Annotated in this window: 15 protein-coding genes and 1 tRNA gene; 6 read left to right on the forward strand and 10 right to left on the reverse strand. The window is 56.7% G+C overall.

Annotation, left to right across the window (positions count from 1 at the left end; translation table 11 throughout):
• Window positions 1-18: 18 nt before the first annotated feature.
• From AAC637_RS10735 to AAC637_RS10750, 4 genes are read right to left on the reverse strand one after another with little or no spacing between them, the layout of a single operon-like run.
• Window positions 19-1,233: an acyl-CoA dehydrogenase gene (locus tag AAC637_RS10735; protein WP_340303676.1), complete on the reverse strand. Its 1,215-nt coding sequence runs from the start codon at window positions 1,231-1,233 to the stop codon at window positions 19-21.
• A gap of 59 nt (window positions 1,234-1,292) precedes the next feature.
• Complete coding sequence (locus tag AAC637_RS10740; protein ID WP_340303557.1) at window positions 1,293-2,084, reverse strand: metal ABC transporter permease; 792 nt, start codon at window positions 2,082-2,084, stop codon at window positions 1,293-1,295.
• Window positions 2,084-2,845 (reverse strand): metal ABC transporter ATP-binding protein, encoded by a 762-nt coding sequence (locus AAC637_RS10745; RefSeq protein WP_445322739.1) that lies wholly within the window; start codon window positions 2,843-2,845, stop codon window positions 2,084-2,086. The genes AAC637_RS10740 and AAC637_RS10745 overlap by 1 nt, the downstream gene beginning before the upstream one ends.
• A gap of 14 nt (window positions 2,846-2,859) precedes the next feature.
• Window positions 2,860-3,342 carry a Fur family transcriptional regulator gene (locus AAC637_RS10750; RefSeq protein WP_340303559.1) on the reverse strand — a complete coding sequence of 161 codons (483 nt, stop codon included), beginning with the start codon at window positions 3,340-3,342 and terminating at the stop codon, window positions 2,860-2,862.
• Window positions 3,343-3,444: 102 nt separating this feature from the next.
• Between AAC637_RS10750 and AAC637_RS10755 the strand changes: the two genes are divergently transcribed.
• Complete coding sequence (locus AAC637_RS10755; RefSeq protein ID WP_340303560.1) at window positions 3,445-4,461, forward strand: zinc ABC transporter substrate-binding protein; 1,017 nt, start codon at window positions 3,445-3,447, stop codon at window positions 4,459-4,461.
• A gap of 4 nt (window positions 4,462-4,465) precedes the next feature.
• On the opposite strand, the gene AAC637_RS10760 is transcribed toward AAC637_RS10755, so the two are convergent.
• Window positions 4,466-5,122 (reverse strand): class I SAM-dependent methyltransferase, encoded by a 657-nt coding sequence (locus AAC637_RS10760; RefSeq protein WP_340303561.1) that lies wholly within the window; start codon window positions 5,120-5,122, stop codon window positions 4,466-4,468.
• Between the two features lie 160 nt (window positions 5,123-5,282).
• On the opposite strand from AAC637_RS10760, the gene AAC637_RS10765 reads away from it, so the two are divergent.
• The 3 genes from AAC637_RS10765 (at window position 5,283) to gph (ending at window position 8,222) form a co-directional block, all read left to right on the forward strand.
• Window positions 5,283-5,909 (forward strand): ATP-dependent Clp protease proteolytic subunit, encoded by a 627-nt coding sequence (locus tag AAC637_RS10765; protein WP_317655253.1) that lies wholly within the window; start codon window positions 5,283-5,285, stop codon window positions 5,907-5,909.
• Window positions 5,910-6,062: 153 nt separating this feature from the next.
• A complete protein-coding gene (clpX, locus tag AAC637_RS10770; RefSeq protein WP_340303562.1) occupies window positions 6,063-7,331 on the forward strand; it encodes an ATP-dependent Clp protease ATP-binding subunit ClpX in 1,269 nt (422 codons plus the stop codon).
• A 93-nt stretch (window positions 7,332-7,424) separates the two neighbouring features.
• Window positions 7,425-8,222, forward strand: a complete 798-nt coding sequence (gene gph, locus AAC637_RS10775; RefSeq protein WP_340303563.1) for a phosphoglycolate phosphatase — start codon at window positions 7,425-7,427, stop codon at window positions 8,220-8,222.
• A gap of 30 nt (window positions 8,223-8,252) precedes the next feature.
• Here the strand turns inward: gph and AAC637_RS10780 are convergent.
• Window positions 8,253-8,336: transfer RNA gene (locus AAC637_RS10780), tRNA-Tyr, on the reverse strand.
• A 97-nt stretch (window positions 8,337-8,433) separates the two neighbouring features.
• Here AAC637_RS10780 and rlmB point away from each other — a divergent pair.
• Together rlmB and AAC637_RS10790 are read left to right on the forward strand one after the other, a co-directional pair.
• Window positions 8,434-9,219, forward strand: a complete 786-nt coding sequence (gene rlmB, locus AAC637_RS10785; protein WP_340301200.1) for a 23S rRNA (guanosine(2251)-2'-O)-methyltransferase RlmB — start codon at window positions 8,434-8,436, stop codon at window positions 9,217-9,219.
• A 16-nt stretch (window positions 9,220-9,235) separates the two neighbouring features.
• The gene (locus tag AAC637_RS10790) at window positions 9,236-9,526 is read left to right on the forward strand and encodes a hypothetical protein (RefSeq protein ID WP_340303564.1); all 291 of its coding nucleotides are present in this window, start codon (window positions 9,236-9,238) and stop codon (window positions 9,524-9,526) included.
• Between the two features lie 153 nt (window positions 9,527-9,679).
• On the opposite strand, the gene AAC637_RS10795 is transcribed toward AAC637_RS10790, so the two are convergent.
• The 4 genes from AAC637_RS10795 to hisH are packed head-to-tail and all read right to left on the reverse strand — an operon-like array spanning window position 9,680 to window position 12,139.
• The gene (locus AAC637_RS10795; RefSeq protein WP_340255333.1) at window positions 9,680-9,991 is read right to left on the reverse strand and encodes a phosphoribosyl-ATP diphosphatase; all 312 of its coding nucleotides are present in this window, start codon (window positions 9,989-9,991) and stop codon (window positions 9,680-9,682) included.
• The gene (gene hisF / locus AAC637_RS10800; RefSeq protein WP_340303565.1) at window positions 9,988-10,749 is read right to left on the reverse strand and encodes an imidazole glycerol phosphate synthase subunit HisF; all 762 of its coding nucleotides are present in this window, start codon (window positions 10,747-10,749) and stop codon (window positions 9,988-9,990) included. Before hisF ends, AAC637_RS10795 begins: the two co-directional genes overlap by 4 nt.
• Window positions 10,749-11,474 (reverse strand): 1-(5-phosphoribosyl)-5-[(5-phosphoribosylamino)methylideneamino]imidazole-4-carboxamide isomerase, encoded by a 726-nt coding sequence (gene hisA / locus AAC637_RS10805; RefSeq protein WP_340303566.1) that lies wholly within the window; start codon window positions 11,472-11,474, stop codon window positions 10,749-10,751. The genes hisF and hisA overlap by 1 nt, the downstream gene beginning before the upstream one ends.
• A gap of 26 nt (window positions 11,475-11,500) precedes the next feature.
• Window positions 11,501-12,139 carry an imidazole glycerol phosphate synthase subunit HisH gene (hisH, locus tag AAC637_RS10810; RefSeq protein ID WP_340303567.1) on the reverse strand — a complete coding sequence of 213 codons (639 nt, stop codon included), beginning with the start codon at window positions 12,137-12,139 and terminating at the stop codon, window positions 11,501-11,503.
• Window position 12,140 lies beyond the last annotated feature (1 nt).

The following is a 12,140-nucleotide window of genomic DNA, read 5'->3' on the forward strand; positions in this document are numbered from 1 at the left end:
CGGCGCGCCCCTTTGTGATTAGAAAAACGCCTGAAGCCCTGTTTGCGCGCGCCCCAAAATCAGGGCATGCACGTCATGTGTGCCTTCATAGGTGTTGACCGTCTCAAGGTTCTGCGCGTGACGCATCACATGATATTCGGCCATGATCCCATTGCCGCCATGCATATCCCGCGCATCGCGCGCTACGGCCAAGGCTTTGCCGCAATTATTGCGTTTGATCAGGCTGATCAATTCGGGCGCGCAGCTGCCCTCATCCATCATGCGACCTGCACGCAAGGCCCCTTGTAGGCCAAGTGCGATTTCCGTCTGCATATCGGCCAGCTTTTTCTGAAACAGCTGTGTTTGCGCAAGGGGGCGGTCGAATTGGCGGCGGTCGAGCCCATATTGGCGGGCGCGATGCCAGCAATCTTCGGCGGCACCCATCACCCCCCACGCAATGCCATAGCGCGCGCGGTTGAGGCAGCCAAACGGCCCCTTCAGTCCCTCGACATTTGGCAAAAGCGCATCTTCTGGCACGGCAACCTGATCCATCACGATTTCGCCCGTGACCGAAGCCCGCAAGGAAAGTTTGCCCTCAATCTTGGGCGCAGACAGGCCCTTCATTCCTTTCTCAAGGATAAAGCCACGAATCTTGCCGCCATGCGCCTCCGATTTTGCCCAAACGATAAAGACATCCGCAATCGGCGCGTTGGAAATCCACATCTTTGCGCCGTTCAACACATAGCCATCTGCGGTTTTCGTGGCCGTGGTTTTCATCCCTGCGGGGTCAGAGCCCGCTTCGGGTTCGGTCAAACCAAAGCAGCCAATAAGCGCGCCGCTGATCAGTTTGGGCAAATATTTTTGTTTTTGTGCCTCTGACCCGTAAGCATGGATCGGGTAGATCACGAGGCTTGATTGCACGGACATAATCGAACGATATCCAGAATCGACCCGCTCTACAGCGCGGGCGATTAAGCCATAGCTGACATAGCTTGCGCCAATGCCGCCATAGGTTTCGGGCACAGTCACGCCTAAAAGGCCCATTTCTCCCATCATGGGAAACAGTTCGGGCGCAGTGGTTTCATTCAAATAAGCTTCGGTGACACGGGAGGCGAGGTGGTCTTGGGCGAAGGCCTCGGCGCTTTCGCAAATCATCACTTCCTCAGGCGCAAGCTGCGCTGCCAGATGAAAGGGATCGGCCCATTCAAAAGCCGCGAGAGCAGGGCCTGATTTTGCGCTGTGACCATCTGGCATCGTTACGTCCTCCAAAGCAAAAAACATATAGCCGACATTGCCGCGAAGCGCGGCAAGGTTCAACCCGTGCGCACCCGCCCAATAAAGGCAGAAAGCGCAAAGAACAGGGCGGCTGCACAGACAATGCTTGGCCCTGTGGGGGTGTCATAGGCGAATGATCCCCAAAGTCCAAGCGCCACCGATACCACCCCAATCAGCGAGGCCAAAATGGCCATCCCTTCTGGGTTGCGGACCAAGGGCCGTGCCGCTGAAGCGGGGATGAGCATCAATGCAATGATCAACAGCGCCCCCACCACCTTGATGGCCACAGCCACGCTGATGGCAAGTGCAAGGGTCAGCAGCATATTCTCACGCCGTGGCGCAATGCCACTGGCATGGGCCAATTCAGGCGACAGCGTCACAGTCAACAGCGCCTGCCAACGGCTGAGGATCAGCACCAAAACCACCGCCGCACCAAGCCAGATCACCGCCAAATCAGCACGACTAACCGCCAGAATGTCACCAAAAAGATAGGCCGATAAATCAGCACGCACCCCTTTGGTCAGGCTTACGGCTACAAGGCCAATGGCAAGCGCCGCATGGGCGAAGGTGCCAAGCAAGCTGTCAAGACCGAGTGAGCGTTCCGATAGGCTTGTCACCATCAAGGCCACGATCAGGCAGATCACCAGAACCCCTGTGAAAATCGACAGGTTCAACGCAAGCGAGATGGCAACCCCCAACAGCGCGGCATGGGCCGTGGCATCGCCAAAATAGGCCATGCGCCGCCAAACCAGAAAACAGCCCAAAACACCCGCAACCACAGCGACCCCGACCCCCGCAAGGGCGGCGCGGATCATGAAATCATCAAGCATCATTGCACCTTTTCGGGGCTGTGGTCGTGGCTGTGCTCATGGCCGTGATCGTGATCATGGCTGTGGCTATGTTCATGCCGATACAGGGCCAATGCCCCATGCGTGCCCGTTCCAAAAAGCGCGCGATATTCAGGCGCGCTTGCAACTGTTTCGGGGCGGCCTTCGCAGCAGATATGTCCGTTGAGGCAAATCACCCGATCCGAGGCACTCATCACAACGTGCAATTCATGGCTGACCATCAAAACCGCACAGCCCACCTCGCGCCGCAGATCTTCGATTTGGGTGTAGAAGGCGGCAGATCCCGGTTGATCCAGCCCTTGTGTGGCTTCGTCCAAAATCAGCAATGTTGGGCGGTCAAAAATGGCGCGGGCCAACAGGACACGCTGAAATTGCCCCCCTGACAATTCGGTCATTTGCCGCGCGCCCAAATCGGGCAAACCCGCTTGATGCAAGGCGGTTGCAATTTCTGCAGGGCTGTGACGGCGCGGCATCGACAAAAACCGCGCCACAGTCACAGGCAGGCTGCGGTCAATATGCAGCTTTTGCGGCACATAGCCGATCCGCAAATTCTCGGCCCTTGTGATTATGCCCCGCTCAGGCTGCAACGCCCCAATCAAGGCGCGCAAAAGCGAGGTTTTCCCCGATCCGTTCGGCCCCACGATTGTAACGATTTCACCAAGGGCAATTTCAAAATTCACATGATCCAACACCACGCGCCCCGCTTGGCTCAGGCGCAGATTTTGGGTTTGGATCAGGGGCAGTTTTGTAGGTGCGTTCATGGCCGTGCCTCGCGGCAGGCGGGGCAGAGCCCTTCCAATTCGACCGAACTGCGTTCAACTGCGAAGCCCAAATTTTTTGCCTCGCTCACCAGCCCCAATTCGGCCTCAGGCCTGCCCGTTTCTGCAACCATATCGCAGTTGCGACAAATCATGAAGGCAGGCATATGCGCCCCCTCATTGGGCAGGGTGCAAGCGATATAGGCATTGAGACGCTCAATGCGATGCGCGAAGCCATGGCTAACCAGAAAATCGAGCGCGCGATAGGCCACAGGGGGTTGGGCATTCTGCCCCTCAGCGGATAGTCGCGCCAAAATATCATAGGCCCCAAGGGCGCGATGCTCCTCAAGTAGGATTTCCAAGACACGTTTACGCTGCGCCGTCAGGCGCAGGCCTTCGGCGGCGCATCGTGCCTCGGCGGTGGCAAGCGCCGAGGCGATGCAGCCTTGATGGTCGTGGTCGTGGAATTGGTTTTGCGACATTGGCGCGCATAACCTTTCATGTTGCCGATTTTCAGTATTGATATGTTATAACATATCTACTAACTCTGACCCCGTTCTAATCATGAGGGTGCGCGGATGTCTATGAGATTCTTACTTGGCACAGGTGTGATTTGCGCCTTTTCAGCGGCAACGCCGTCTGCGGCGGTCGCAGAGGTGCCGAGGGTTGTAACAGATATCGCCCCCGTGCATTCGCTTGTGGCACAGGTCATGGCGGGGGTCGGTGTGCCTGATTTATTGATCGACCAAGCCACAAGTCCGCATCACTTTGCCTTGCGCCCCTCTCAGGCGCGCGCGCTGCAAGAGGCTGATTTGGTGATCTGGATTGGGGCTGGCCTGTCACCCGCCTTGTCGAGGGCGATTGCTGATCTTGCAGGGGCGGGTAAAGAGATGGCGCTTTTGTCGGCGCCGCAGACGGATCTCCTGCCCATTCGCGAAGATGTGCGTTTTGAGGCGTATCACCACGATGATCACGATGATCACGGCCATGATGACCAAGGTCACGATGATCATGACGACCACGGGCATGACGACCACGGACATGATGATCACGAAGATGAGGGTCACGAAGACCATGCCCACGATGGCGCGATTGATCCCCATGCGTGGCTTGACCCTGACAATGCCGCCCTGTGGCTGACTGCGATTGCCGAGGAATTGGCGGCGGCAGACCCCGACCATGCACAGACATATCTCAGAAATGCTGAAAACGCCGCGCGGCAGGTGGAAGATCTCGCGGATCAAATCGAGGCGGATTTTGCGGCAACGCCGCCGCCCGCCTTCATCGTGTTCCACGATGCTTATCAGTATTTTGAAGATGCGTTTGATATTTCCGCGCAAGGGGCCATTAGCCTGTCAGATGCAAGCGCCCCTTCGGCGGCGCGCCTGTCTGAAATTCGCACGATTGTGGCCGAGCAGGGGGTCGAATGCCTGTTTGCGGAACCGCAATTTGACCCAGATATCCTCAGCGCCGTGGCCGATGCGGCCCCTGTCTCAATCGCGGTGATTGACCCATATGGCGGGCACATCTCCACGGGTGTCGATTTCTACCCGGCGCTTTTGCAGGATTTGGCGACAGGTATTTCGGGCTGCAAGGGCTAATGGCCTAGCGTAGGCCAAGCCGCTTTTTGAGGCTGCGCTTCCAGCGGAACATCAGATGCACACGCCGCGCATGGCGCAAATCCGCTGCGGTGACAGCGGGGCGCTTGGTTACCGCAATGCGGCGCAAGATCGTCAGGCTGCCTGCGCGCGCCTCAATTTTGAAATCCGGGTTATGGGCGAGGAATGTGTCAATCGCCCATCCCACGCCGGGGAATGCCGCGCCGTGATCATGCAGGGCAATAACGCCACCTTTGGTGACGCAATCGGCCCATTGCAAATCCACAGTGACATAATAGTGACGATGGTCGCCATCAATGAAAACGAAATCAAACATCTGCCGTGATGCGCGAGCAGGATCGATGAAATCTTGGGTCACACCTTTCCAAAAGGTGACCAGATTGGGGTCAATCCCTGCCGATATCAGGTTGCGGGCGATGATATTTTCTTGATCGGGGTAATAGGTCAGCGGATCAATCACAAAAAAATCTGGGCGGGCATCGGGCGCGTATTGTCCCATCATCTCTTTCAATGTGCCGCCCGCCGCGGTGCCAATTTCCAAATGCGCCCCTGAAAATGCGGAATTTTTCAAGGTTTCCATCAAAAGTGCACGCTCTTCTGCGGTGCATTCGGATTCAAGCGTGGTCGCGCTAGGTCTGGCCATTGTGATATTTCCCTATAAATCGTGTCTGCGGCATTGCGCGAATATGGCAACAAGTCAAGCGTGCCACCCTTGCAGCCCCTGTCCTGCAAGACTAAGACTCTTGGTAATACTTCGATGATACAGCGCCAAAACAGCAATTAACCCCAGTTGAGGATGCACCATGAAAGATCCGATTGATACCTACATGAACACGCTTGTGCCTATGGTGGTCGAGCAAACCTCGCGCGGGGAGCGGGCCTATGACATTTTCTCGCGCCTGCTGAAGGAACGGATCATTTTCATCTCTGGCCCAATCCATGACGGCATGTCGAGCCTGATCGTGGCGCAGCTTTTGCACCTTGAGGCCGAAAACCCTTCAAAAGAGATTTCGATGTATATCAACAGTCCCGGTGGCGTAGTGACATCTGGCCTGTCGATCTATGACACCATGCAATATATCAAACCAAAGGTCTCGACCTTGGTGGTGGGGCAGGCGGCCTCGATGGGGTCGCTTTTGCTAACGGCAGGTGAGGCGGGTATGCGCTTTTCCCTGCCCAATAGCCGCATCATGGTGCACCAGCCCTCAGGCGGGTATCAGGGTCAGGCGACCGATATCATGATCCATGCACAAGAGACGCAAAAGCTGAAAGATCGCTTGAACCAGATCTATGTGAAACATACGGGCCAGAAATTCGAAAAAGTGGTCGAGGCGCTTGAGCGTGACAATTTCATGGATGCCGAACAAGCCAAGGCTTGGGGTCTGATCGACCAGATCGTGGAAAGCCGCGCAGCCTTGGAAGAAAAGTAAGAATGGCACGGGCGGGGCAGATATGACCTCGCCTGATGCAATTTGGCGTTGTGGTGGCGGTTTTGCTGTTCTACGCTACGAGCCAAAGATGAAACAGGCGCAGATAGTTTGCGGCAGGGGCCGTTCCTGCCGAACCGTTCGAAGGTGATTGAGATGGCAGATTCCGCCAGTGGCGACTCGAAAAATACGCTTTACTGCTCGTTTTGCGGCAAAAGCCAACACGAGGTTCGCAAGCTTATTGCAGGCCCGACAGTGTTCATTTGCGATGAATGCGTTGAGCTTTGTATGGATATCATTCGTGAGGAGACGAAATCCTCAAGCTTGAAATCCACTGACGGCGTGCCAAGCCCGAGCGACATTTGCGCGGTTCTCGATGACTATGTGATCGGCCAGGAGCATGCAAAGCGCGTGCTGTCTGTTGCGGTTCACAATCACTACAAACGCCTGAACCATTCGGATAAATCCGAGATTGAATTGGCGAAGTCCAATATCTTGCTGATCGGCCCGACTGGCTGCGGCAAGACCCTCCTTGCGCAAACCTTGGCGCGGATATTGGACGTGCCGTTCACGATGGCTGATGCAACCACCCTGACCGAAGCGGGTTATGTGGGTGAGGATGTCGAAAACATCATTCTCAAGCTATTGCAGGCCTCTGAATATAACGTGGATCGTGCGCAGCGCGGGATCGTCTATATTGACGAGGTCGATAAGATCACGCGCAAATCTGACAATCCTTCCATCACCCGTGATGTGTCGGGCGAGGGGGTGCAGCAGGCCCTTCTGAAAATCATGGAAGGCACGGTTGCAAGTGTTCCGCCCCAAGGGGGCCGCAAACACCCGCAGCAAGAATTTTTGCAGGTCGACACGACTAATATCTTGTTCATCTGCGGCGGCGCTTTTGCGGGCCTTGAGAAAATCATCGCGCAGCGTGGCAAAGGGTCGGCCATCGGTTTTGGTGCCGATGTCAAAGACAATGACAGCCGCGGTGTCGGTGAAATGTTCAAGGAACTTGAGCCAGAAGATCTTTTGAAATTCGGCCTGATCCCCGAATTTGTGGGCCGTTTGCCCGTGATCGCAACGCTGACCGATCTTGATGAGGCGGCTTTGGTCACGATTTTGACCGAACCTAAAAACGCGCTTGTGAAACAGTATCAGCGTCTTTTTGAACTGGAAGATGTGAAGCTGAAATTCACTGATGATGCCCTGAGTGCGATTGCCAAGCGTGCGATTGAGCGTAAGACGGGCGCACGCGGCCTGCGCTCAATCATGGAAGATATCCTGCTCGATACCATGTTTGAATTGCCAGGCGCGGAAGGCGTGTTGGAGGTTGTGGTCAATGATGAGGCCGTGACGTCAGACGTTCAGCCCCTGATGATCTATGCCGATCGCAAAAAAGATGAGGCCGCCTCCTCGGCAGGTTAAGGTCTAGCGCATCCAATAGCCTGAATTGCGCAGGACGATGTCAAAATTCTGCTCAGACGCAGGGTGCGCCTGTGATGTTTGTGCTTTGGCCATATGTCCCGTAACCCTTTGGACATCTTATGCTTAGGCCCGTTTCCCTGCGCTGTCACGGGGCAAATCACCACGCTGCCCTTGGCAAGGCCCTTTCGCGCTGCGATAGAGGGGGCAGATAGCAAGGGAATAGGGCAGGGGCAAATGGCGGCGATCATTTTCGACCTAGACGGCACGCTGATTGATGCGGCGCCTGATATTTGCGCCACCGCCAATACCGTCTTGGCCGAGGAGGGGGCCGCCCCCATCAGCCTTGATGAGACAAAGTCATTTATCGGCAATGGCGCGCGCGTCTTTGTCGAGCGGATGTCAAAGCTGCGCAACCTGCCTGAGGCGGGGTTTGAGGCGCGCCACCGCCGATTTCAACAGGTCTATGTCGAGGCGCATGATCACACCGTAATTTACGAGGGCGCAGTGGCCGCGCTTGATGATTTGCACGCGGCAGGGCATCGTTTGGGCCTGTGCACCAATAAACCGCTGCTGCCCACGCAATCGGTTTTGGCGCATTTCGATCTGGACGGCTATTTCGATCATGTCATCGCGGGCGATAGCCTGCCGCAGCGCAAACCAGATCCCGCCCCTTTGCAGGCCGTGATTGCGGCGCTTGGGGTTTCGCCTGTGATCTATGTGGGCGATAGCATGACCGATGCCCTGACCGCCAAATCGGCAGGCGTGCCGTTTTTGCTCTACACGGAGGGCTATAATCATGGCCGCTTGGCCGAGATGGAGCGCGCTGCAACCTTCAGCCATCACCGCGATATGGCCGCGCAAATTCAGGCAATTTTGGCCTGTGAGGCCTAAGCCAAACCACCAATTCCATGAGGGGGAAAATGGTGGGCGACCCTGGAATCGAACCAGGCATGGGTCTCCCCGGCGGAGTTACAGTCCGCTGCCGCACCTTGCAGCACGTCGCCCGACGCGAGAGGCGGGATAGCCGCCACAGGCCTCAGGGTCAAGGGCAAATGCGCGCTTTTGGCTTGCAGTTTTTCGCGCAGAGTGATCAAGGTCAGCCATGGCAAAAAAACCAACATGGGTGGTGGAAAAGGAACGCGGCGCAAAGGCGGCTGCGGCCGCTACGATTTGGCTGTTTGGACTGCACGCGGTGCGAGATGCGCTGATGAATCCTGCGCGGCAGAAATTGCGCCTGATTGTTACCAAAAACGCACATGACAAACTGGCCGATGCGATTGCAATGGCCGCGATTGAGCCAGAATTAGTGGATCCGCGCAAATTCAACGCGCCGCTTGATCCGCAATCTGTCCATCAAGGGGCAGCCCTCGAGGTTAAGGCGCTCGATTGGGGCAGTCTGGCTGATCTGGCGTTGTCGGATGGTCACGGGCCCGCGCGGCTGTTGCTGCTGGATCGGGTCACAGACCCGCATAATGTCGGTGCAATCCTACGCTCGGCCGAAGTTTTCGGCGCGCGTGCGGTGATCGCCCCCGCCCGCCATGCCGCGCCCGAAACAGGCGCGCTTGCCAAAACGGCCTCGGGCGCGTTGGAGCGGCAACCCTATCTGCGGGTCAAAAACCTTGGCGATGCGATAGAAGAACTTAAGGCGATGGGGTATATCTGCCTCGGCCTTGCGGGCGAGGCTGAGGATGAGATTGACAGCATCGCAGATCAATATCGGGATCGCCCCCTTGCCTTGGTTCTCGGGGCCGAGGGGCCAGGATTACGGGAACGCACCCGCGAGTTGTGCGACCATTTGGTCAAAATCCCCTTTTTGGGCGAGTTTGGATCGCTCAATGTCTCAAATGCGGCGGCAGTCTCCCTATATGCGGTAAGAGCAAAACCGTAATGAGGAGGGGGTGCCAATGCCCCATGATCGCAAAATTGCCACCTGCTGCTATTGCGGGCGGCGCACGGTTCTGGAACTAACCGCCCGAGGTGGGCATGAACTGGTCTGTGGATCATGTGGCGCGCCTTTGCATGAAATGAAGGCGCTGAAACCCCCAAGCGGGTCAGCGAAATATGCGCTGCCAAAACTGCGCCCCGTTACAGAATTTGGCCAAGGACGCAAGAAATCCGCTCAGAAGAAAAAGAAGAAGCTTTGGAAAAAGGCCTTTGGCGAGATTTTTGATCTGGTCGAAGACATCCTCGACTGATCTCACAAATTCGTGGGCGGGTCTTTTTCGCGCGCTGTGCATTCATATCTTTAACACATGCCAACGTGGCTTCGGAACGCCATGTTGGGCAATGTTACTGTCCCTCGTTCCGTAACTTATCGCCTGCGCGCCTTTGGCCCGCAGGCGTTTTTTTCAGCGGTTGGCTTTCTCGGAAATCCCGCTTTGGCTTGTGCGGCGCTCAAGCTCTGTAAGGACGTCTGAGAGCGCAACATCGCGCGCGGCAAGCATGACCATCAAGTGATAAATCACATCGGCGGCCTCCCGCGTCAGCGCCGCCTTGTCGCCCTTTACGGCCTCGATAATGGCTTCAACCGCCTCTTCGCCGAATTTCTCGGCGGCTTTTTCGGGGCCTTTAGACAGGAGTTTCGCTGTCCAACTGCTTTCGGGATCGGCGCCTTTGCGGGCTTCAATCGTTTTCGCCAATTGGATCAGAATATCACTCATGTCAGCCTCATTGGGATGCCTGCCTTGGCCATGTGCGCCTTGGCTTCGGCAATCGTATAGGTTCCGAAATGAAAAATCGAGGCGGCTAAAACCGCACTTGCCTTGCCGATGGTCACCCCTTCGACCAAGTGATCCAAATTCCCCACCCCGCCTGAGGCGATCACGGGCACATTCACCGCGTCAGAAACCGCGCGGGTGAGGGGCAGGTTAAAGCCCGATTTAGTGCCGTCCCGATCCATCGAGGTCAGCAAAATCTCGCCTGCGCCTTTTTGGGTGACCAGTTTTGCGAATTCCAGCGCATCAATCCCCGTGGGTTTGCGCCCACCATGGGTAAAAATCTCCCATTTGCCTGGGCTGACGGTTTTGGCGTCAATGGCCACGACAATACATTGGCTGCCGAATTTATCTGCCGCGCGGGCCACCACATCGGGGTTTGCTACAGCCGCGGAATTAAAGCTGACCTTATCGGCGCCTGCCAGAAGCAGATTGCGGACATCTTCCACTGTGCGCACCCCACCACCTATGGTCAGTGGCATGAAACATTGCTCCGCGGTGCGAGTGGCCAGATCATACATGGTGCCGCGGTTTTCATGCGTGGCATGGATGTCTAGGAAACACAGCTCATCCGCGCCTGCCTCATCATAGGCGCGGGCTTGTTCGACAGGGTCGCCTGCATCAATCAAATCCACGAAATTCACACCCTTCACCACGCGGCCATCGGCCACGTCCAAGCAGGGGATGATCCGTGTCTTGAGCATTACGCGCCCTCACGCAACGCGGCCAAGGCCGCCGCTAGATCAATCGCGCCATCATAGAGCGCGCGGCCCGAAATCGCGCCTGCAATTACGCCTGTGTCGCGCAATGCGATGAGATCAGCCAATGATGACACACCGCCCGATGCAATCACAGGCAGTGTGGTTGCGCGCGCCAAGGCCTCGGTCGCCTCGATATTTGGGCCAGCCATTGCGCCATCGCGATTAATGTCGGTGTAGATAATCGCGGCCACGCCTGCATCCTCAAAGGATTTGGCCAAATCGGTCACCATGATATCGGTTTCTTCGGCCCAACCACGGGTGGCCACACGGCCCTCGCGTGCGTCCAAACCCACAGCGATTTGATTGGGGAAGTGGCGCGCGGCTTCGCGCACCAAATCGGGGTTTTCCACGGCCACGGTGCCAAGAATCACCCGCGATATGCCGCGCGTAAGCCACATCTCTATCGTGGCCATGTCGCGGATACCCCCGCCAAGCTGCGTTGGCACATCGACATCCGCCAAAATTGCCTCAACCGCAGCGCCATTAATGGGCGTGCCTGCAAAAGCCCCATTAAGATCAACCAAATGCAGATATCCGCACCCCGCGTCCACAAAGGCGCGCGCTTGCGCGGCAGGGTTGTCGTTGAACACGGTCGCTTGTTCCATTTCGCCTTTGTAAAGGCGCACGGCCTGTCCATCTTTAAGGTCAATCGCGGGATAAAGGATCATCTTATCTATGGTCTTTCTAACCGAGGTTACGGCGCCCAATTGAGGAAATTTGCAATCAGGCGCAACCCCGCCTCTTGGCTTTTTTCTGGGTGGAACTGCGTGCCGATCACATTGGCATGGCCCACAATTGCGGTGACATCGCCGCCATAGTCACAATGGGCCAAACGATGGGCGGGGTCGCGCATCTCCATATGATAGGAATGCACGAAATAGGCATGCGCGCCGGTGGCAATACCCTCTAAAACGGGGTGATGTTGGTCGATGACCAGATCATTCCACCCCATATGTGGCACTTTGAGGGCGGGATCATTGGGTGCGATCTTGCGCACATCGCCCGCGACCCAACCAAAGCCTGTGACGGTTTCATATTCATGGCCCTCATTGGCCAACATTTGCATTCCCACGCAAATGCCCAAAAAGGGAATAGCGCGTTTGGTCACCGCTTCGACAATCGCCTCCTCCAGCCCGTCAATCGCGGCGAGGCCGCGGCGGCAGGCGGGAAACGCCCCATCGCCTGGCAAGACGATACGGCTTGCTGTTGCCACATCCTCGGGGCGGTTGCTGACCCGCACCATGCCTTGGCCCGTTTCGCGCGCCATGCGTTGAAAGGCTTTTTCCGCCGAATGCAGATTGCCGCTGTCGTAGTCAATCAGAACGGTGGTCACG

Origin of the sequence: Roseobacter sp. HKCCD7870 (genome assembly GCF_037830315.1) — a bacterium.
Classification (GTDB): domain Bacteria; phylum Pseudomonadota; class Alphaproteobacteria; order Rhodobacterales; family Rhodobacteraceae; genus M30B80.